The sequence below is a fragment of the Halocola ammonii genome, assembly GCF_049334165.1.
Classification (GTDB): domain Bacteria; phylum Bacteroidota; class Bacteroidia; order Flavobacteriales_D; family Sanyastnellaceae; genus JBEGHD01.
On the sequence record NZ_JBEGHD010000013.1, the window covers coordinates 94,763 to 114,355 of the forward strand.

At 44.1% G+C, this 19,593-nt stretch carries 19 protein-coding genes and 1 tRNA gene; 11 read left to right on the forward strand and 9 right to left on the reverse strand.

Annotation, left to right across the window (positions count from 1 at the left end; all coding sequences use genetic code 11):
• Window positions 1–14: 14 nt before the first annotated feature.
• From ABHV44_RS13310 to ABHV44_RS13320, 3 genes are read right to left on the reverse strand one after another with little or no spacing between them, the layout of a single operon-like run.
• Entirely contained in the window at window positions 15–494 is a 480-nt protein-coding gene (locus ABHV44_RS13310) for a TlpA family protein disulfide reductase (protein WP_459075194.1), read from the reverse strand.
• Window positions 484–1,143, reverse strand: coding sequence for a DUF4412 domain-containing protein (locus ABHV44_RS13315; RefSeq protein WP_459075195.1), 660 nt, complete (start codon window positions 1,141–1,143; stop codon window positions 484–486). Before ABHV44_RS13315 ends, ABHV44_RS13310 begins: the two co-directional genes overlap by 11 nt.
• 17 nt (window positions 1,144–1,160) lie before the next feature.
• Complete coding sequence (locus ABHV44_RS13320) at window positions 1,161–3,239, reverse strand: alpha-ketoacid dehydrogenase subunit alpha/beta (protein WP_459075196.1); 2,079 nt, start codon at window positions 3,237–3,239, stop codon at window positions 1,161–1,163.
• A gap of 334 nt (window positions 3,240–3,573) precedes the next feature.
• Between ABHV44_RS13320 and dapF the strand changes: the two genes are divergently transcribed.
• The 4 genes from dapF to ABHV44_RS13340 all read left to right on the forward strand — a co-directional run bounded on the left by dapF (window position 3,574) and on the right by ABHV44_RS13340 (window position 7,075).
• Window positions 3,574–4,350, forward strand: a complete 777-nt coding sequence (gene dapF / locus ABHV44_RS13325; RefSeq protein ID WP_459075197.1) for a diaminopimelate epimerase — start codon at window positions 3,574–3,576, stop codon at window positions 4,348–4,350.
• Entirely contained in the window at window positions 4,351–5,517 is a 1,167-nt protein-coding gene (locus tag ABHV44_RS13330) for an Lnb N-terminal periplasmic domain-containing protein (protein WP_459075198.1), read from the forward strand. It begins immediately after the preceding gene.
• An 80-nt stretch (window positions 5,518–5,597) separates the two neighbouring features.
• On the forward strand, window positions 5,598–6,140 hold the full coding sequence (locus tag ABHV44_RS13335) for a YceI family protein (RefSeq protein WP_459075199.1): 543 nt from the start codon (window positions 5,598–5,600) through the stop codon (window positions 6,138–6,140).
• Window positions 6,141–6,220: 80 nt separating this feature from the next.
• Window positions 6,221–7,075 carry a pirin family protein gene (locus ABHV44_RS13340; RefSeq protein ID WP_459075200.1) on the forward strand — a complete coding sequence of 285 codons (855 nt, stop codon included), beginning with the start codon at window positions 6,221–6,223 and terminating at the stop codon, window positions 7,073–7,075.
• Window positions 7,076–7,078: 3 nt separating this feature from the next.
• Here the strand turns inward: ABHV44_RS13340 and ABHV44_RS13345 are convergent, their stop codons facing one another.
• Together ABHV44_RS13345 and ABHV44_RS13350 are read right to left on the reverse strand one after the other, a co-directional pair.
• Window positions 7,079–7,552: a hypothetical protein gene (locus ABHV44_RS13345; protein WP_459075201.1), complete on the reverse strand. Its 474-nt coding sequence runs from the start codon at window positions 7,550–7,552 to the stop codon at window positions 7,079–7,081.
• A 69-nt stretch (window positions 7,553–7,621) separates the two neighbouring features.
• Entirely contained in the window at window positions 7,622–8,203 is a 582-nt protein-coding gene (locus ABHV44_RS13350) for a Crp/Fnr family transcriptional regulator (protein WP_459075202.1), read from the reverse strand.
• A 110-nt stretch (window positions 8,204–8,313) separates the two neighbouring features.
• Between ABHV44_RS13350 and ABHV44_RS13355 the strand changes: the two genes are divergently transcribed.
• The 5 genes from ABHV44_RS13355 (at window position 8,314) to ABHV44_RS13375 (ending at window position 14,670) form a co-directional block, all read left to right on the forward strand.
• Window positions 8,314–9,921 (forward strand): hypothetical protein, encoded by a 1,608-nt coding sequence (locus tag ABHV44_RS13355; RefSeq protein WP_459075203.1) that lies wholly within the window; start codon window positions 8,314–8,316, stop codon window positions 9,919–9,921.
• Window positions 9,922–10,003: 82 nt separating this feature from the next.
• Entirely contained in the window at window positions 10,004–11,200 is a 1,197-nt protein-coding gene (locus ABHV44_RS13360) for a DUF5723 family protein (protein ID WP_459075204.1), read from the forward strand.
• Window positions 11,175–11,984, forward strand: a complete 810-nt coding sequence (gene kdsA, locus ABHV44_RS13365) for a 3-deoxy-8-phosphooctulonate synthase (protein ID WP_459075205.1) — start codon at window positions 11,175–11,177, stop codon at window positions 11,982–11,984. Before ABHV44_RS13360 ends, kdsA begins: the two co-directional genes overlap by 26 nt.
• Complete coding sequence (locus ABHV44_RS13370; RefSeq protein WP_459075206.1) at window positions 11,981–13,444, forward strand: T9SS type A sorting domain-containing protein; 1,464 nt, start codon at window positions 11,981–11,983, stop codon at window positions 13,442–13,444. Before kdsA ends, ABHV44_RS13370 begins: the two co-directional genes overlap by 4 nt.
• Window positions 13,444–14,670: a hypothetical protein gene (locus tag ABHV44_RS13375; protein ID WP_459075207.1), complete on the forward strand. Its 1,227-nt coding sequence runs from the start codon at window positions 13,444–13,446 to the stop codon at window positions 14,668–14,670. The genes ABHV44_RS13370 and ABHV44_RS13375 overlap by 1 nt, the downstream gene beginning before the upstream one ends.
• Window positions 14,671–14,674: 4 nt before the next feature.
• Here ABHV44_RS13375 and ABHV44_RS13380 read toward each other — a convergent pair whose 3' ends face one another.
• Window positions 14,675–15,403 carry an FkbM family methyltransferase gene (locus tag ABHV44_RS13380; RefSeq protein ID WP_459075208.1) on the reverse strand — a complete coding sequence of 243 codons (729 nt, stop codon included), beginning with the start codon at window positions 15,401–15,403 and terminating at the stop codon, window positions 14,675–14,677.
• Window positions 15,404–15,488: 85 nt separating this feature from the next.
• Here ABHV44_RS13380 and ABHV44_RS13385 point away from each other — a divergent pair, with 85 nt between their 5' ends.
• A complete protein-coding gene (locus ABHV44_RS13385) occupies window positions 15,489–15,995 on the forward strand; it encodes an LPS-assembly lipoprotein LptE (protein WP_459075209.1) in 507 nt (168 codons plus the stop codon).
• 9 nt (window positions 15,996–16,004) lie between these two features.
• Here the strand turns inward: ABHV44_RS13385 and ABHV44_RS13390 are convergent, their stop codons facing one another.
• Window positions 16,005–16,274: an acylphosphatase gene (locus tag ABHV44_RS13390; protein WP_459075210.1), complete on the reverse strand. Its 270-nt coding sequence runs from the start codon at window positions 16,272–16,274 to the stop codon at window positions 16,005–16,007.
• A 101-nt stretch (window positions 16,275–16,375) separates the two neighbouring features.
• On the opposite strand from ABHV44_RS13390, the gene ABHV44_RS13395 reads away from it, so the two are divergent.
• A tRNA-Ala gene (locus ABHV44_RS13395) sits at window positions 16,376–16,449 on the forward strand.
• A gap of 662 nt (window positions 16,450–17,111) precedes the next feature.
• Here the strand turns inward: ABHV44_RS13395 and ABHV44_RS13400 are convergent.
• Window positions 17,112–17,861 carry a tetratricopeptide repeat protein gene (locus tag ABHV44_RS13400; protein ID WP_459075211.1) on the reverse strand — a complete coding sequence of 250 codons (750 nt, stop codon included), beginning with the start codon at window positions 17,859–17,861 and terminating at the stop codon, window positions 17,112–17,114.
• Between the two features lie 20 nt (window positions 17,862–17,881).
• Entirely contained in the window at window positions 17,882–19,591 is a 1,710-nt protein-coding gene (locus tag ABHV44_RS13405; protein ID WP_459075212.1) for a BatD family protein, read from the reverse strand.
• Window positions 19,592–19,593 lie beyond the last annotated feature (2 nt).

Genomic DNA, 19,593 nt, shown 5'->3' on the forward strand with positions numbered 1-19,593 from the left:
ACCTGAAAAATCAATTACTTCTCGAGCCATTCTTCGGGATTCACCACGCCAGTTTGCTTTTGTAGTAGTTCCCCGTTTTCAGAGAAGAGAAAAGATGTTGGGATGGTATAAATTCCCTGATCGTTTAAGCTGCCTGTCAGTTTGTAAACTGGAAAGGTCAAACCGAATTTTTGACGAACAGCATTAATTTTTTGCCATGAGTCGTCTGTGAGAGCAACAAAATTAGTTTGCTCTTGATCTCGTTTCGACCAGCTCCTCTGAAGGTCCGGCATTTCATTCATGCACGGTCCACACCACGAGGCGTAAAAGTTTACAAAGGTGGTTTTGCCTTCGAAATCTCCCAGACTTAGCGTGTCGCCTTGAATATTGGTGAAAGTAACTTCAAAAGTTTCTATTTCTGGTGCTACTCTGTAGCGCAAGATGTAGAAAACAAGCCATCCAGCGAATGCCACAAGAAGAACATAGCTAAAGGTATTTTTCTTTTTATTGGCCAAGTCCCATGAATGATTGTTGCATCTCTTCGCGAGTCATAATTTTATACTCAGCAGGGATATCAAATAATTGGTCATCAACTGGCTGCTCTTCAATAGTTACAGCTTTCAGCTCCATGCTCACACTGTTGCTTGAGGTTTCCTGATAAAAGAGAGGAAATCCTTTAAGCGCGATGAATTTGTCTCCTGGGTTTTCGAAGAGAGTGGTGTAGAAAACGGTCAGCTTTTTCCCATTAGTGGCGTCTGTCACAATCGCTTTTTCACACTCGATTCCTGCAAAAGTTTTGGTTTCTTCAACATAGTCGATTCGTTGATCTTTCATGTTCTCCACTTTCATCTGATAGTCTTCACGTGGAATTTGCAAAGCAATTTTTTGCCCGAGCATGTCCATCAGCATAAAAACCTGTTCGTTTTCCTGATCAGTGATGACAATTTGTTTTCCGAAGGCTGTAGTTTGTTCCATTCGGATTTTGGATCCTTTGAAATAAACTGAAGCCTGTTGTGGCAGTGAGCTTTCATAGGTTTTGAGTTCTGGCGAAAGCTCGTTGTATTTGACATCGAAAGTAATGAGTCCTTCAAATGGCTTCTGGCAGATTCCCACAGTAGTGAAAACCACTGCCATTAGCAGGGTGAGAGATTTTAGAGCGTGCATGTTGTTTGGTTTTTATTTCAATACGCTAACAGTGTTTTCATTTTTTCCGCCACTTTTTGGGCGTTAGGAATCATAGTAGTTTCGAGGATAGAATTTAGGGGTATGGCAGGAGTGTTCACCGCTCCAATCACCTTCACAGGTGCATCGAGCGATTCAAAACAGTTGTCGGCAATCAGACCGGCAATCGATTGCGCGAAGGTGTTACCTTCAGGCTCTTCGGTTACCACGAGGCATTTGCCACATTTTTTTACCGCTGTGTAAATGGCTTCTTCATCGAGCGGTGCGATGGTTCTCAAGTCGAGGATTTCAATATTTTCATCAAATTCTTTGGCTGCTTCCAGCGCCCAGTAAACGCCCATTCCGTAGGTGATCACTGCGATGCTGTTGCGCGTGTTTTTGGCACTGAGTTCTGTACGGGCTTTCCCAAAAGGAATCACATAATCTTCTGAAGGCTCAATGGTTTTGGCCTTTTCAGTTCCTTTGATTTTCGACCAGTAGAGTCCTTTGTGCTCTAGCATCACCACTGGGTTTGGGTCGTAGAAAGCAGACTTCATCAGTCCTTTCATGTCGGCTCCGTTGCTCGGGTAGGCGATCTTAATTCCTCGGATGTTTGCCAGCACCGACTCAACACTCGAAGAGTGGTAAGGGCCTCCGCTTCCGTATGCACCAATTGGCACACGGATAACAGCGTTTACAGGCCACTTCCCGTTAGAGAGGTAGTAGCTGCGGCTCACTTCCGTGAAAAGCTGATTGAGCCCTGGCCAAATGTAATCGGCAAACTGAACTTCAACGATCGGCTTGCAGCCAGCGGCAGACATTCCCACGGTGCTTCCAATGATGAAAGCTTCCTGAATGGGTGTATTAAAAACGCGCTCGTCTCCAAATTTTTGAGCCAGAGTAGCTGCTTCACGAAACACTCCACCGAGACGGCCACCCACATCCTGACCGTAGAGCAAGCTTTCGGGGTTGTTTTTCAATATCTCCTGAACGGCAAAAAGCGCACAATCGACCATTAGGGTTGGGTCCTTGTCTTTTGGCGCTCTTTCGCCTTTTTCTTCGGTGATCGAAGTGGGAGCGAAATCGAAAGTTGTTAGATCCTCTGGCCTTGGATCTTCCGCAGCGGTAGCTTTTTCGTAATCTTCGGCTACGTGCTTTTCCGATTGCTCTTCAATTTCTTTTAGTTGCGACTCTTCAAAGCCGAGGCTCAAAAGTGCATCTCTAAACTTGGGCAGTGGGTCGCGTTTGGCTGCTTCTTCGAGATCGTCTCTGTACCATTCCTTTCGAACACCTGAAGTGTGGTGTCCAAGCAGTGGCACTTTTGCGTGAACCAAAAACGGTCTGCGCTCTTTGCGCACTGTGTCCATCACTTCGTTAAGCAAGTTGTAGCAAGCTTCAAAGTCGTTTCCTTCTACAGTTCTGGATTCGATTCCCGGGAAACCTTTCACGAAATCGGTAGCATCGCCAAATCGAATTTCTTCGGCATTTGCAGAAATATCCCATTCGTTGTCCTGTACAAAGTAGATGATCGGCAATTGCTTGAGCGCTGCCATGTGAAGAGCTTCAGAAACTTCACCTTCGGTCATGGCTGCATCGCCAATAGAGCAGACAATAACAGGTTTTTCAGATTCATTTTCAGGAATACCTTGCTGTTCTCTAAACTGAACGCCCATGGCAACACCGGTAGTAGGGATGGCCTGCATTCCAGTAGCTGACGACTGATGCGGAATTTTCGGCATGTCATCTCTTCGAAGGCTGGGGTGGCTGTAATAAGTTCTTCCACCGGAAAACGGATCGTCTCTTTTAGCCAAAAGTTGCAACATCAATTCGTAAGGAGTCATTCCAATACCCAGCAAAATGCTGTCATCGCGATAATAGGGCGCAACGAAATCGCACGCCTTTAGCTGCATACCCAAAGCAAGCTGCACAGCCTCGTGACCACGAGAAGTGGCATGGACGTACTTCGAAGTGATTTTCGAATTGGCCTCGTAGAGGTCGGTCATGCTTTTGGCGGTGGTCATCAACTCGTAGGCTCTCTGCAGAGTCTCTTTGTCGATAGTTGATTTTGTTTTCTTTATTTCCTCCTGTGCTGTTGCCATTTTGACTAAAACTTAATAGTTGACGAATTTACAAATTTACAACTCCGAGCCGGGCTGGTAAAATCCCACAGTGTTATAGGAATTGAGCCGAACGGAAGTAGGTGATTTGCATACATCTGTAAGAATACTCCTACTGGCAAAATGTTTTTGTTCTTACAGGCTGTGAGAAGGTGTTGTACTAGATTTGAAGAGTAGAATATTTTCTCATAGTAATAAAGCAAGAATCGCACATAGCGATCAAGGTAGTTAAGTAATTATTTGGTTAAGGGAAAAAGGCTCTGAAGCGTCAGGGCCTTTTTCTTTTGCCCTACATTTGGCTCAAATTTGCACTTCCATGGAGCTAAATTTTTACAAGTATCACGGAACGGGAAACGACTTTATTCTGGTCGATGACCGCAGAAATAATTTCACCTCAATCGATCTCCGAACAATCCAGAAGCTCTGCGAAAGGCGCTTTGGAATTGGTAGTGACGGAATCATTTTTATTCGAGAATGTGACGATGCCGACTTCGAAATGGATTTTTACAATCCCGATGGCAGCAAGAGTTTTTGTGGAAACGGGAGTCGCTGTGCTGTGAGCTTTGCCAACCGGCTTGGGATGATTTCTGAAGCTTGCACTTTTCGCGCGGTAGATGGCATGCACGAAGCGAAACTGGTTGGAGAAAGGGTGAGCGTAAAAATGCGGGACGTAGAAGAAGTGGAAGTGGGAATTGACCACCATTTTATCGACACCGGTTCTCCGCATTATATAGTTTATCGCGATGACATAAACTCGATCGATCTGGTGAAAGAGGCGAGAATAATCCGCTACGGTGAGCGATTTGCAGAAGAAGGCACCAACGTGAATTTAGTGAAGGAAACTTCGGAGGGGGTCTTTGTGAGAACCTACGAAAGAGGAGTGGAGGACGAGACCTATTCTTGCGGAACTGGAGTGACGGCTGTTGCTTTGAGTTATGGTCTGCTTCATCCGGAAGCAAATCACGTGAATATTGAAACCAAAGGTGGCAAACTGGAGGTTAGTTTTAGGTCGGCTGGTGAAAACAGATTTTCAGATATTTGGCTCACCGGACCTGCAAAGCGCGTTTTTACCGGAAAAATAGAAATCGATTAGATGAAGTCTTTCTTTCTCAGCCTCAGTTTTATTCTCGTTTTCCTTTTTGGTGCCAACTCAGGCAAAGCTTTTACCGATCTTTCTCCGGAGGTCCAGATCAGTTTGCTAACCTGTTCTCCGGGTTCTGATCTCTATTCGGTTTTTGGTCACAGTGCAATTCGCGTGAAAGACCCGATCAACAAAATCGACTCGGTTTACAACTACGGAACTTTCGATTTTAACACAGAAAATTTTTACCTGAAATTTTCCCGGGGAAAACTCGATTACACGCTTTCGCGCCAGCCCTTTGCATGGTTTCAGTACACCTACATCGAAGAGAAAAGAGCTATTCGTGAGCAAATTCTGGATCTTACACTGGAAGAAAAACAGGCTTTTTACGATGTGCTGGAAACAAACCACCTGCCTGGGAACAGAAACTACAAGTATCATTTTTTCTTCGACAACTGCGCTACAAAAATTCGCGACAAGCTGAAGGAAACACTTGGCGACAAGCTCGCTTACCAGCACCCGGTAGACACGTCAAGAACATTCAGGGAAATGATTCAGCTCTACCTGAACGACATGCCGTGGAGCGATTTTGGTATTGACATCGCTCTCGGATTGCCATGTGACGATGAGCTGCAACCTGGCGATGGAATGTTTTTGCCGGATGGACTTTACCTCGAGTTCAAGCACGCTACAGTTGATGGAAAACCGCTTGTGAGTTCCGACAAAGAGATTCTCCCGGCAGAACCTCAGCCTCCGTCAGACTCGTTGATGACACCGAGTTTTGTACTGTGGGTTTTGTTCGGGGTCTCAGTTTTACTTTCACTTTTCAGCTTTGTGAGAAAAAAGCGCCTGCTCTGGCTCGACCGTCTATGGATGGTAGTCAGCGGGCTGATCGGTCTGATGGTTTTCTTGCTTTGGTTTGCCACTGACCACACTACCACTGCAGACAATTTCAATCTGCTTTGGGCAATTCCATTGAATCTGATTTTCGTTTTCCTCACTCGGAAATCGAACAAGGGAGTTGTCAGAAAATATTTTCAATTCCAGACCATTTTATTGCTGCTGGTGCTAGTGCTTTGGTCTGTCATTCCACAGTCTTATCACGTTGCATTTATCCCGCTGATTTTGATTTTTGCCCTTTCGAGCTTCCGTTTGGGTTGGGTGAGTCGAAATCTTTAGCTAAGAGTTTTCTTAATCTAGTTCAAGTGCTTTTGGAGTATTCCGGGTGTAATTTTGGTCAAACAAAAAAATTAAAAACCATGGATACTCAAGAAGCAAGTGTAAAAACAAAATGGGCAATCGACCCAACTCACAGCGAAGTTCAGTTTAAAGTAAAACACCTCGTAATCTCAACTGTAACAGGATCTTTCAACAAGTTTGAAGGAAGCCTCACTACAGAAAATGAAGATTTTGATGGAGCATCTGCCTACCTAACTATCGATGCAGACAGCGTACACACCAACCAGGCCGACCGCGATGGTCACCTCAAGTCTGGCGATTTTTTCGATGCTGAGACATATCCTCAGCTTAAGTTCGAAGGAAAACTTTCAAAAACTGGTGATGGGTACAAATTGACCGGACCGCTGACAATTAAAGACGTCACTAAAGAAGTGACCCTGGATGTGGAGCACGGTGGTGTAATGGAGGATCCTTACGGACAAACCAAAGCTGGTTTTGAACTTACCGGATCTATCAACAGAAAAGAATTTGGATTGACCTGGAGCCAGGTAACCGAAGCGGGTGGAGTAGTAGTTGGCGACAACGTAAAACTCATGATGAGCATCCAGGTAGTTAAAGGATAAGAACAACTTTTCAATTACCGCAGTTAAGTGATTGTATCGCTTTAGCTGCGGTATTTTTTTGACTAAAAAAGCAAAACGAAATGAGATCAGTAAAAGATATTCACGATTCACTTTACGCTCCGATTGATGACTTGGAGACTTATCGCCCGATGCCAACGAGAAGCATCAATCACCTTGATCCGTTTTTGTTTCTCAATCATCACGGGCCGCAAACTTACGGCCCCGGAAATCGCGGATTGCCCTTTGGACCCCATCCGCACAGAGGTTTTGAAACGCTGACCTACATCCTCAAGGGCGACATCGTCCATCAAGATTCGGGAGGCCACAAAAGCAAAATCGAAGCAGGTGGCGTTCAGTGGATGACAGCCGGAAGCGGTCTAATTCACTCCGAAATCTCGTCCGAAGAATTTAAATCGAAAGGTGGTGAAGTTGAAATTCTCCAGCTTTGGATGAATCTGCCTTCGAAGTACAAGATGACTGACCCCGACTACAAGGGGCTTACCGAAGAGGAAGTTGTACATCTCGAAGAAGACAATGGGAAGGTTCGCGTGAATTTGATTTCAGGAGATTGGAAAGGAACAAAAGGGCCGATCGATTCGCTCACCAAATTGATGCTGACCAGCATTGAAATGAAAGCAGGAGGGAAGTTCTCTCTGGATGTTCCGGTAGAAAACAACATCCTGTTTTACGTAGCTCGAGGCTCGGTGAAAGTGAATGGGAAAGAAGCTTCTTTGCACAAACTTGTGGAGTTCGACAATGACGATCCTGCGCTCGAGGTAGAAGCTTCGCAAGATGCGATTCTGATTTTTGGTCACGGAAAGCCCTTCGAAGAACCGATTGTAGCACAGGGCCCGTTTGTGATGAATTCGCATCAGGAAATTCGCCAGGCCATGGAAGACTACCAGGCCGGTAAAATGGGCGTTTGGGAAGGTTAGTATCTAAAACAACTTCTTGCCAGATTCCTTTAGAACAAAATTATTGAGAGCATTTTTCTCAGAATTTGAAAGTAACGAAACGAGCTCGCGGCATTGGTCGAGGGCTCGTTTTTTCGTCTGTATACTTGCGTCTTTTTGAGACAAAAGCTCAAACATTGTGGAAAGCTCGGTTTCTCCTAGCTCATTTCTTGAAAACTCTGCCAGCTCAACAAGAATTTTGATTTGCGAAGTATCGAAGGAAAGTGTATCGGTTACCTCCAGGTCATCGCAGTATGATTTAACTGCAAAAAAGAGGCATTCGCAGTGCGCCTGATTTCCGGGACAGTTGGCCTCAGCGTTACCGAAAGCACAATCGATTTCACAGTGGTCTTTCTGGCTGACGTGTGAATAGAGCTTTTTGTTGATGTTGGGGCTGGTCAGTACGAAAAGGAGACCGGCTGCTAAAATTCCGATGATGATGATTGTGCGTAGCTTCATAAAATTTTGATTTATTGCTGAAGTTAGTACGCAAAGATTTGAAATTCAAATTAATAAAGAGCTTTTTGCTTACTTACCTACCCGTTTCTTTCTGATCTTACTCAAAAATTCTGGAGTAATTCCAAGGTAAGAGGCGATATATTTTTGAGGGACGACCAACTCCATTCCCGGATGTGACTTCAAAAACTGGTCGTATTTTTCTTCAGCTGTGTTCGAGATGTTTCGAATGATTCGTTTTTGGTGGCTCACCAGCGATTTCTGAAAAAGAATCCTGAAATAGTGATCGAATGTTGGAGCCTCTCTGCAAAGCTGGTCGAAGTTATTTTTCGGTAGCATAGCCACCTTAGACTCAGTAATCGCTTTGATGGAGTAGAGCGAAGGAGAATTTTCAACAAATGCCTGCAAGTCGCCAGTCCACCACATTTCTCTGCCAAATTGCATAACGTGAGGGTCGCAGTTTTTGTCGGAGTAGTAGGTCATCAGGCAACCAGAAATAACCAGCGTGAGTGCAGCTCCAGGTTGATCTTGCTCGATCAGCATTTCGTTTTTTTGCAGTGATTTCATTTCTGCCAGGGAGAAAAACAGGTCCATATCGCTTTCGGTCACTGCTGTATGTCGCCTAAAGTTTTGGGTGATCTTTTCTCGTTCCATTCAGTCTTCTTCTTTTCATTAGAGATAGCTCTGCAATAGCTGCTCATCAATTGATACCTCACAAGATTACATATTTTCTTTCTTTGATTCTAAATTGCATAGAGCAGCCTGTGCGCAATAATTTTATTTTTGCCGTAACCGTGGATATGAGAACAGCTCGAATTTTAATATTCTTCTTTATCACCTTGACTCTGTTTGCCTGCCGAAAGGAAGAGACACGCTGGAAAACGAAATGGAAAGCACCTCTTGCCAAGGGCAGACTTTCTTTGGGCGACCTTGTTGGCGATACCTTGTTGTCTTTTGATGAGGGAGGTCTAGCTCATCTGATCTACGAAAATAAGCTCACAAATTTCGATCTTGACACGTTGGTGAAACTGCCTGACACGCTAGTTAGCCAAAGCTACTCACTCGACATTGACGGTGGACCTTTTGATTTTCCCGCGGGCTTTGTACTGGTTGATGAACCACAACAAACTTCCTACGACTTGGGTGGTGCAGAGCTCAAAACCGTGAGGGTAAAAAGCGGAGGAGTGCGAATTGAGCTGCGAAACTATGTCGATTCAAAACTTCAGATGTCTTACAATCTTGTTGGTGCCGATGGTCCGCAAGGTCCGCTGGGCTACAGCATCGAAGCCGATGAAGGTACTCCAGATAACCCTGCGGTATACGAAGACTTTCGGGATATTTCTGGTTATGAACTTTCTCTTACTGGAATTGACGGTAATGACAACAACACGCTCGCTGCAAACTTTTTGGCCACAGTTGGAGACAATGAAGGAGAAACGGCAATTTATGGCGATGACAGTGTATCGGTAAATATCAGCTTCGAGGACGTTGTAATTGAATACGCCTCGGGCTACTTCGGGCAGTACGAAAACGAACTTGTAGACACCATCTACCTTGACTTTTTTAAGAATATCTCACCAGGAATTCTTCAACTGGATGAGGTGAATTTTGATCTCTCTATCACCAATTATGTGGGAATGGACGCTCAGGTAACCTTCAACGAGTTGAAGAGCATCCGCACCACTCCGGAAAATGATGTGGTTTTATCACACGCATTTATCGGAGATCAAAAGAATATTACCCGGGCTACTGACAATAACGGAAATGTGTCGCCAACAGAACTGGAAATTGAAGTGAATGGCGACAATTCCAATATTGTAGACTTCACCGAAATAATGCCAGATAAAGTGGCCTATGATATTGATCTGAACTTGAATCCACTGGGAGACATTTCTTTGGGTAACGACTTTCTCTACACTGATCAGTCTCTGGAAACGTCTTTGATTTTGGATGTGCCTCTTTGTCTGGCTGCCGAAAACCTCGGAATGCGCGATACGCTTGAGCTCAACAACGAGCCTATCGAAGAATGGGCACAGGGAAGTCTTTTTCTGAAGGTGGAAAACACTTTTCCATTTTCGGCAAACTTCGATCTTTCATTACTTGAAGAAGGGAATGGCGAAACAGAGCTTATCGGCTCTGGAGAAATTGCCGCTGCCACCATGCCCGTTGGTCTGGACTACCTCGCTCAGGAATCGATATCTACCATCGAGGTCCCGGCAGAATTGGTTTCCAGGCTTCACAGTGAAAACCGCATTGTGATCAACGTGACTTTCGACACCGCCAACTATCCCGATCTGGTGAAGTTGCGTGAGCAATATTATATGGATATAGTGCTAACCGGAGATATCGATTATGAGATTACAGTTGAATAGCAGCATGTTGAGACATACTGCCCTTGTGATCCTCATCCTTCTGATATGGGTTTCCAAAATGCAATCTCAAACGTTGCTACTCATGAGTGAGGATAGCTCCTTTGTTGAGAATCAGGCGCTGCTCGAGCTGCGCGGTGAACTCGATTACCGAAGCAATCGGCTCACCAATGAGTTTACCGACAAATTCATCTTTGGTGGAGAAATCAACAATGAGCTAAAAGATGAGGTGAGAGATAATGGAGACGAAACTTTTCGGTTTGGCGGAGAAGCTTCTGCCGGATTGAGATTTTTCAACTTTGCCGACACCATTTTCAAAAGCAAGCCAAATCTCGGATTGATGGTAAACCTCTCGACTCACTGGCATGCAAGAGCCAGTTTCTCTGAAAACTTTTACGGAATGGCCATGTATGGAAACAGGTCATTTGCGAGTTCAAACGTAGCGCTGGACCCAATAAGTGCGGATTATTTTGCCTGGCAACAGGCTGGAGTCGGCATCTTTCACAAACCTACTTTGTCATTCGTTTCTGTAGATGTTATCAACGGTCAATCTTTTTCATCGCTGCTTGTTTCTGGTGCCGATTTATACACCTCACCCGATGGCGATGAGTTGACAATTGGGCTTTCTGCCGAAATGAATGAGTCCGATACACTCTTCTCGGGATTCGGTGTTTCCAATGGAGTGGGAAGTGCTATCAATGCTCGAATAAATTTGCCTCTCAAAGAGGACAAAGGTTTTGTAAGTCTTCAACTTCATGACTTTGGTTTCATCAACTGGAATGAGTACTCGTTACATCACCAGAGCAATACAACCTATTCGTTTTCGGGAGTAGACATAAACGATGTTTTTTCAGACGAAAATGAAGTGCAATTCCCGAGTATTCAGGACACTCTTTTTGAGGAGACAACAGTTAGCCAACGCACAACGTTTCTACCTGGAAGAATCGTAGCAACCTTGAATCATCGCATTGTCGAAGACGGTTTTTACACTCTGGGAATTGAGTTTATTCCAGTCTCTGAGTATGTGCCACTTGGAAGGGTGGGCTACTCACATTTTCTGAGTGAGAGGATGATTGTCGGAGCTAATGCGGAATACGGGGGGTATGGAAACTTCAGAGCTGGACTTCACTTTCAATGGTGGACCGAAAGTAATTGGTATCTTCAGCTGAGAGTAACCGATGTGCCTGGTTTGTTTTTACCTGAAGCCAAGGGGCGGGGAGCGCAGTTTGTAATTTCAAAATTTTTCAAATCACGAAATGATCGAGAACGTACCAAAAATTAAAAATACCGCTAGCGGAAATTTCTTTTTACTGGCAGGGCCTTGCGCCATTGAAGGCGAGCAAATGGCGATGGACATAGCCGGTGAAATCAAAGAGATTACTGAAGAGCTGAATATTCCTTACGTCTTCAAAGGTTCTTACAAAAAGGCCAATCGCAGCCGTCTCGACTCGTTTACGGGAATTGGCGATGAAAAGGCACTGGAGATTTTGGCGAAGGTTGGGCGAGAGTTCGATCTACCCACAATTACGGACATTCACAGCGTTCCCGAAGCCGCAATGGCAGCAAGCTACGTTGATGTACTGCAAATCCCCGCTTTCCTGTGTCGGCAAACAGATTTGCTTGTGGCAGCGGCAAACACCGGCAAGGTTGTGAACATCAAGAAAGGACAGTTTTTGTCACCAGACGCCATGCAATTTGCGGTGAACAAAGTGAAAGAATCAGGTAACGAGAACGTTTGGATCACTGAGCGCGGGACCACCTTCGGATATCAGGATTTGGTTGTAGATTTCCGCGGAATCGCCACCATGCAGCAATTTGGTCCAACGGTGATGGATGTGACTCATTCTCTGCAACAACCTAATCAGGCAAGTGGTGTGACCGGAGGAAAACCCCAACTCATCGAAACCATTGCCAGAGCCGCCATAGCTGTCGGTGCAGACGGTTTGTTCATTGAAACTCATCCGACACCGTCTACCGCAAAAAGCGATGGAGCGAACATGTTAGAGCTAAGCAAACTCAAGCCGATGCTCGAAAATTTGATTAGAATAAGAAAAGCCATTTCATGAGAACGTTTTTCACGGTCATAGGATTTTTTGTTTTTGCCTTTAGCGCCATTGCACAGTTGGATACTGCGATGGTGAGGACTGTTGGTGGAATCAGGAATGAAGAGGCCAGGGACGTGATTGAGACCGCGGATGGAGGGTACTTGCTTTTTGGAACAACAGGTAGCGCAGATGAATCCAGTTCTAAAATGTATCTGGTTAAGATCTCAGAGCAGCTGGGTTTTGAATGGAGCCAAGTTTATGGTGAAAATAGTGTCAATGTTGGAGTGAGTATATCTCCTGATGGCAATGGTAACTACTTTTTAATTGGACATACACTTAACTTATCTTCGAGCTATGATCTTTTAGTAATGAAGGTTAATTCCATAGGTGAAATTATTTGGAGTGATTCATACGGAGAAAGTGACTGGGATTTCGCAAATGATGCTATTGTGTTGCCGAGTGGCGAGCTTGTCATCATTGGTGAAACCTGGAGTTTCGGGCAGCAGAACCAAGTTTATTGCACTAAGATCTCTTCAGATGGAGAGTTTATTTGGGAGGCGGTTTATGGTGGAGATGGTTTTGATTTAGGATTTACTATTTCTCCAGTTCCCAATTCAACTGATCAGTTTTTTATAGGAGGAACCACACAAAACGAATCTAATCGAGAGGCATTTTTGGCTCTAGTTGATGCGGAGACCGGGGAAATCAGTTGGCAAACAAGTGAAACTACAAGTACAGACAGTGGTCAGGTTATCCTGGACACTTATGCGTTGGAAGACTCGACTGTTCTTTGTGCTGGTTATTTTTTGGCAGACAACAGAAGACAGAAAATAATAAAGAAGTTTGATTTTGATGGGGAACTCCTATGGGAGAATATTCTGGATGATGATGGTAATCAACAGCTCAATGCAGTTACTGAGCACAATGGCGAGATCCTTTTCGCTGGGCGCAGCGACATTTATGGTTTGGGTGGGCTGTCTATGTATTTGTTGAGGACCAATAGCAGTGGTGGATATTCAGCTGCTGCTGCTTTTGGAGGAGACCAAGACGATTTTGGGAACGATGTTATCGTAGATTCACAGGGACGTGCAGTTTATGTAGGAGGCTCGAGCTCGTACGGGGGAAGCCTGCATGATTTCTACTTAGTCAGGATTCCGAATGTGTCTCTAGTTTCCGAATATGTCTTGGATATCGCAGATTATCAAGATGAGTTCGCTACAGAAATTGCTGAGAATTCATTTGTACACTCCGAAGTTCGCGTGTTCCCAAATCCCGCAAAAACTGAGATAACAATTAATCATGGCTTGACAGCAAGTCCGAAGGCAAAAATCTACGACTTGTCCGGTAGAATAGTATTGACTATACCTCTTACGCCAACCAGCTCAACCATTAATTTAGAAACTCTACAAGCTGGTATTTACTTCATTAGACTTCAAGGTGAAGGAGTAAGCAGTAATGCAATCAAATTTTTGAAACAGTGATGAGTATCAATTCTGATATTATCAGGAGGTTTCTATTAACGCTTGTTTATTACTGCACAGTTTTTACCGTAGGTTATTTCGTCTTAGTTCAATTAAAATTAGTTGAAGAGTTTTCGATCTCAAACCTGATTTATTTTGATGCAGAAAATTATCAAAAGATTGCGCAAACGGGCTATACCGAAACCTGGTTAACGGCCTATTTCCCCTTATTTCCTCTTTTTTGGTCTGTTGTGTCAGGAGCTGTTAATATCAGCATTTTGAATGGTCTGCTTTACATTCTCTTTTTAAGCCTGCTATCATGGAAGCTAAATATTTCAAGCCGCGTTCAATTATTGTACCTGGCGTTGCCCTCAGTGATTTTCTTTTTTCTCCCTTATTCGGAAGCTCTGTTCTTTGCTTCATCGGTGCTGTTACTGATTGGACTCAGAAATCGGTGGTTTTGGCTGATTGCCGTAGGCACATTTTTAGCAGCAACCTGTCGTCCGACAATTGCTGTTTTTATTCCCGCTTTTTGGTTGGTAAGTCTTCTTGAGTTCGTCAGAATAAAAACGCAGTTTGACTGGAAAACTCCAATGGCTGGAACGTTGGCGAGCTTGCTTGGGTTGGCCTTTGTTTTCTACATTCAATGGTTGGATACACGTAAATTCTTCACATTTCTGGAAGCGCAGAAACTATGGGGGAATCAGATTGGCTTTCCTGAATTCCCTTTTTCATCCTGGGGAGGAAATAATATTGTGAAGCTTGATGCAATAGCTTTTTGGACGGGAACGTGCTCTGGAATGATGTTTATTTTGGCTTTCTTTCGGAAGAAGTTGCACCTGAGGAGAGAAGAGATTTTTTCGCTTTTGTACTTGGCTGGCACCACCATGCTAATACTAATCTATCGTGGTGGGGAATTCTTTAGTTTAAATAGGTTCATTTTTGCAACGCCTTTCTTTCTGGTCGTTCTCGGATGGCTTTCCAAAATAGAAAGAATAAGAAGGTGGTGGTGGGTACCGGTTTCTCTACTGGTGACAAGTTTGCTGTTTGGATCCTTCGTTCATATCCAGGCCTTGCTGAAGTGGTTATTGCTCGTGGTTCTGATGACAGCCTTAATTTTATCGATTCCAGGTCAGCAATTTCGTAGATTGCCAAGAGCTAGTCTAAAAACCGGAATTCTTATGCTTCTCGTACTGACTCAAGTTTATTTTCTGTGGCGTTTTCTTGTTGGTGATTGGATTGCCTAAAGCTCTAGACTGCCATAAAATAATACTCCCTTCCGGAGTTGTAATCGGAGGTGAACGATGCTTTGCTCAGAGCAGGTTGATCTTTGAGGAAATCTTTCAACCTGTAGACTTCAAGACCGTATTCTCCTGTTAGCAGATTGTAGATCATCGTTGGGGTAGTGCCATAGTGGTCCGAAGCGCCCTTTCCGTGTTCAAAAACAATTACTGGCCTGTCTTTCTTAATAATCTCTGAAGCACCTTTCAGCACCTCTAACTCCGCTCCTTCCACATCAATCTTGATAAAGTCGATTTTTAGATCTGAAGGAACGATACTGTCCAATCTTTCTTTTTTGACAGTGATCTCTTTGATTTTTTCATCTACAGAACGGTAGGTGCGCTGCCTGAAGCCACTGTAGGCTGGGTTGTTGACAACAAACTGAAATTTCGACTCCCCTTCTTTATCACTTAGAGCAAGGTTGTGGACTTCTGCCTTATCGCCAAAGCGTGATTTCAGCAAGGTGTAGAAATCTGGCAACGGTTCAAATGCAAAATGATGACCTTTGGGCGCAAACTGAAAAATGAGTTTTAAGACATCACCTTCGTGGCAGCCAACGTCCACACAGTTGGAGTCCTGCTTCAAAACGCGCTGCATTACTTTCTTGGTTTCGAAGTCGTAGCGCTGATTCTTAGTAACATGAATATTCAGCGCATCCAGAATTTTTTTGAGAGTCGATCGCAATTTTCTTATCCCCACAAGTTAGGATTTCACAAAATAGTGCATAATTTTTGCCCTGTACACTTACAAGAATGCAATAGTACAGCTTTAAATCAAATTTGAAATGATTAGAAAGAGTATCGGATTAGTGAGTTTAATTAGTGCAGTGCTTATGATAGTCGCTTGCGGCAGCCAAAGGGATAACGCAAATGGATTTGCGCCTGACCTGAAATTGAAAAAGGCCACCATGCAAAAGTCCATTCCCGGTGCCTATAGCAACTTGAGAAGTACTCGAACCTACAAAATCACTCTTTCGGGGAATATGCCTTTGCCGACAAAATTCGACAGTTTGTTGGTGGAGGATGTTAGGTTACCCATTGCAGCCCTGCAAATAGGTGAAGGACGTTCTACCACCACACTGGATGCTTCTGGAGAGGTAGACAAACTTGTTCTAACAGCTCAGCGACAATTTTACAACGATGAAGGTCCTGAAGTGGTGGAGGAAATTGAGTATGCCAAGAGTGGGCTTTCGCTTGAGCAGGGCGGAGTGTTAAAGTACAGATCAGGAGGTCAGCACTACACACTCGAAATTGACAAGTTCGAAGAGCTGGAGCAGCAGAATAATCCGTAGCGGGCGATTTTATCTCTGAATTTCGAAATCTGAATAATCCCTGGGTTCTCGAGTTTCAATTTTCACTAGATCCACTTCCGCCCGGTCAGGGCCTTTGTGGAGCCATTTTTCGAGTTGCCTTAGTTTCTCAGATTCACCCTCTGCCCATGCCTGAACTCTGCCGTCATCGAGGTTTTTAACCCAGCCTTTGAGATCTAGTGACTGAGCTTTTTCCTGTGTTGACTTTCTGAAAAAAACGCCCTGAACAACTCCGCTTATCCAAATTTCTCTTGCTTCCATTAATGTACTTTTTGTCTTGTTGAACAAATTTAGCAAAGGTCAGTAGTTGGCAATTTTCAGTTTGATTAATTCTATATATTTGCCGTCCCATAACCCAAATTGGGGATATAGCTCAGATGGCTAGAGCGCTACACTGGCAGTGTAGAGGTCGGGGGTTCGAGCCCCCCTATCTCCACTTTGAAAAACCCGAAATTGAATCAATCAGCATTCTTTTTCGGGTTTTTTTGTTCCTAATTATTTGACCCTCAAATGGCCTTGAATTTTTTTAGTAAAAGTTTCCTTTTTCTGAAACGATATCTCAAGAGTAAACGTAAACCAACTCCAGAATAGGTAGAGTTTGTAATTAGAGCAAGCTTCAACAATTAGTTTAGTTTTGGTTAAGGGTTCTCCCCGGTTAATTCCGGGGAGAATTTTTTTTGTCCTAACCCTCAATTGTCGGCAAATTATTTCACTCTTCTGTGGAATAGACTCTCTCAAAAAGAGCGTGGTACGATCGGCTCCTTAATGCTTCTTTCACTTGTCAAATCTCCTACACTCAGCTGACGTCTGCTATCCGCGGATTTGGCTTTTGTTAACAGTTTGGTCGTGCTGAAGAGGGGGGAGGTGGTAGGGTAGGATTGGTTATTGTTGTATAAACATTGAAACTGACACATCAGAGGTCAGTTCATGAAAAACTGTAATAGAAGTTTTTTTCATAGCTCTTAATTAGACTGAAAAACAACAGTTTTACTAGTTGATTAAGTAGTTAAGTATTTTGGTTAAGGTTAAGTAAGTCCTCCCGAAAAGTCGGGGGGACTTCTTATTTTATACCAGAACCATTCGAGATTGAGTATCTCTCTAAATCACTTCCAGTGCTTTAAATTTAAGCCAGCCAGTGCTGCCGTTCACTAGCTTTACCTTTACCCACTCTCCGGAGCGCTCGGTGATTTCCACTTTGGTTCCTTCGTGAAGTTCGAAAACTTTTTTGGCCGAACCTTCGGGAGATAAAACTACATCGGTTACCGGTACCATAATCACAGCTGATTTCTGGCTCTCCAGGCGATTGTTGGTCTGATAGGCGAGAAACAAGCTACCCAGGGAAAAAATCATTAGGAAGATAAAGACCATTCGCAATGGGGAGCGCAAGGATGGTTTGTTTCTGAATAGAAGCATCAACAGGTAAATGGCAGCACTTAGAAAAAGTCCCACAATGCTCAGTGTGGCGTAGGTAGTCAGATTGGATTCTGCCGTTACTCTTTCCCAAAAACTGTTCACTCCCAAACTCGGCAGAGGTTCGATCTTGTCGATTAGCTGTTGCCTGGCAATTTGAAGGTTGACAACGATGTCTTCGTTTTTTGGCTTTATTTCTCTTGCTCTTTCGTAGTACAAAATTGATTTTCCAAGGCTGTCGAGCTTGAAGTAGGTGTTGCCCAGATTAAAATAAAGTTCAAACGAATGGGCATCGGAAGCTGCTGAAAGGTAGTTTTCAAGGGCCTGTTCGTAGTTCTCCGACTGATAGGCCTCGTTGCCTCTTTCAAAAGCATCCTGAGCGTCAGACTGCGCTTGCAACTTGCCAATTCCGCCAGAAGCGCAAATTATAGAGGTCAAAAAAGCTAATGCCAGGTTTTTCATCTTTCTGAAGCTTCTAAAGTTTTAATCAGTGCCTTTGAGTCATTGAGTAGACTGAGCTTGTCTGAACTCGATGAAGGTGCAAATTGAGCCATCTCACAGGTCTCTAGAATCTCAATTGTTTTGTCGATCTCACCTTTGCTGTGCTTTGCCTCCATTGCTTCAGAGATGTGGCTCTTGTTGAGTTCCGCCATCTCTATTCCATACTTTACAGAAATGTAGCTGTAAATGGTTGAAGACAGTCGAGAATAGAAGTCGTTGTCGGAAAGCGAAGACAACTGTTTCTCTATTTTTGAAAATTGCCTCAGCGCCTCTCTTCCGGCTTTTTTCAACTTGGTCCCTTTAACGTCCTTGTCTTCCGCCTTGAGTTTTTGCCCATAAAAGAAAAGCAAAATAAGTATGACTACTGGCAAGCTCAGCAGCCCTACAAACAGTGTTGATCCAAAAAACTGCTGACTAGAATTAGTCAGCTTTGATTCTGTTTTGATTTCCCGAATGTTTTGCCCGATCACATTCACCTGATCTTTGCTGTTGTAGGTCATTCCACCAGTGCCCTCTGCCGTCTCATGGATTGTTATTTCGTAAGGCCCAATAGTGTGCGTGCGATACTCATCGGCCTGCGAATCGAAATAGACGAGCTTTTGTTCGGGAATTTTGAAGGTTCCTTTTTTCCTCGGAATCATCATAAAAGTGAAAGCCTTCTGGCCAGTAACTCCGCTTCTGCCAACGTTAATATTTTGATCTGTAACCGGATCAAAGAGCTCAAAGCTTTTTGGAAAATTTAGCTCCGGCTGGTTGAGAAGATTGAGGTTGCCGCTTCCGATGAAGTTGAGGCTCAGTTCAATTGATTGATTAACTCCGGCAGAGGTGCGCGAAATTTCACTGCTAATTTCAAGCTGATCGAATGTGCCGATCATTTTGGCGTCAGCAGGAGGTTGGGGCAAATCAAGCACTTTAAACTTTATAGGAGTGCTGCGAATGTCGTAACGCTTGCCGCCTCCAAAAATTGAGGTGGACACATTTGCAGAGAGCTCGACACCACCGAAAGTCAGTTCGCCTGTTTTCTGAGGAAACAGAATGAAGTGTTTGATGTCCATGGTGAGAAACTCTCTACCGTTAACGTTTTCTCGCTGCCAGCCGTTGTTTTCTGGTGTGAGCTCTTCCGACCAAAAACCTTCCAGCTCCGGAAAGTTGAGTTCAGTCATTTGCATCGACCGAAAGCGAGAGTAGAGTTTAACAGCAACCGTAATCGGCTCGCCTTTGTAAGCCTTTCTTTTGTTTGGAATAGCGGCAATAAAAAAATCGCTGTTGCTGTTGGGCTGCTCTGTGGCGCTGGCTTCGAGTACTTTAATTGTAATCGGGTTCGACTTGTAAACTTTTCCATTCACACTGGCCTGAGCCGGAGGGATGCGATGAGTTCCGGCTTTCATCGGCTTCACGAGATATGTTTGAGAGTACTCGCGAGTGGCTTCTCCGTTTACAATTATTGTGTTCGTTCCAACTTGTGGACCCTGCACAATCCGAAAGTTTTCCATCTCGGGAACTTCAATTCTGGTACGTGCATTTTTGAGTGTAAATCGAAGCTTGAGATAACCGTCAATTGAGATGGTCGTTTTGTTCACAGTGGCCTCGAGTTCCACGTCAGCCTGAGACAACCCGGTACCGGCACTCAGCAGTAAGATAAATATGAAAAGCGCAATCTTTTTCATTT

Excerpts from the sequence above, each read along its gene's own strand:
- ABHV44_RS13315 (WP_459075195.1), bottom strand. The coding sequence starts at position 1,143 with ATGCACGCTCTAAAATCTCTCACCCTGCTAATGGCAGTGGTTTTCACT.
- ABHV44_RS13320 (WP_459075196.1), bottom strand. The coding sequence starts at position 3,239 with ATGGCAACAGCACAGGAGGAAATAAAGAAAACAAAATCAACTATCGAC.
- dapF (WP_459075197.1), top strand. The coding sequence starts at position 3,574 with ATGGAGCTAAATTTTTACAAGTATCACGGAACGGGAAACGACTTTATT.
- ABHV44_RS13330 (WP_459075198.1), top strand. The coding sequence starts at position 4,351 with ATGAAGTCTTTCTTTCTCAGCCTCAGTTTTATTCTCGTTTTCCTTTTT.
- ABHV44_RS13335 (WP_459075199.1), top strand. The coding sequence starts at position 5,598 with ATGGATACTCAAGAAGCAAGTGTAAAAACAAAATGGGCAATCGACCCA.
- ABHV44_RS13340 (WP_459075200.1), top strand. The coding sequence starts at position 6,221 with ATGAGATCAGTAAAAGATATTCACGATTCACTTTACGCTCCGATTGAT.
- ABHV44_RS13345 (WP_459075201.1), bottom strand. The coding sequence starts at position 7,552 with ATGAAGCTACGCACAATCATCATCATCGGAATTTTAGCAGCCGGTCTC.
- ABHV44_RS13350 (WP_459075202.1), bottom strand. The coding sequence starts at position 8,203 with ATGGAACGAGAAAAGATCACCCAAAACTTTAGGCGACATACAGCAGTG.
- ABHV44_RS13360 (WP_459075204.1), top strand. The coding sequence starts at position 10,004 with ATGAGTGAGGATAGCTCCTTTGTTGAGAATCAGGCGCTGCTCGAGCTG.
- kdsA (WP_459075205.1), top strand. The coding sequence starts at position 11,175 with ATGATCGAGAACGTACCAAAAATTAAAAATACCGCTAGCGGAAATTTC.
- ABHV44_RS13370 (WP_459075206.1), top strand. The coding sequence starts at position 11,981 with ATGAGAACGTTTTTCACGGTCATAGGATTTTTTGTTTTTGCCTTTAGC.
- ABHV44_RS13375 (WP_459075207.1), top strand. The coding sequence starts at position 13,444 with ATGAGTATCAATTCTGATATTATCAGGAGGTTTCTATTAACGCTTGTT.
- ABHV44_RS13385 (WP_459075209.1), top strand. The coding sequence starts at position 15,489 with ATGATTAGAAAGAGTATCGGATTAGTGAGTTTAATTAGTGCAGTGCTT.
- ABHV44_RS13390 (WP_459075210.1), bottom strand. The coding sequence starts at position 16,274 with ATGGAAGCAAGAGAAATTTGGATAAGCGGAGTTGTTCAGGGCGTTTTT.
- ABHV44_RS13405 (WP_459075212.1), bottom strand. The coding sequence starts at position 19,591 with ATGAAAAAGATTGCGCTTTTCATATTTATCTTACTGCTGAGTGCCGGT.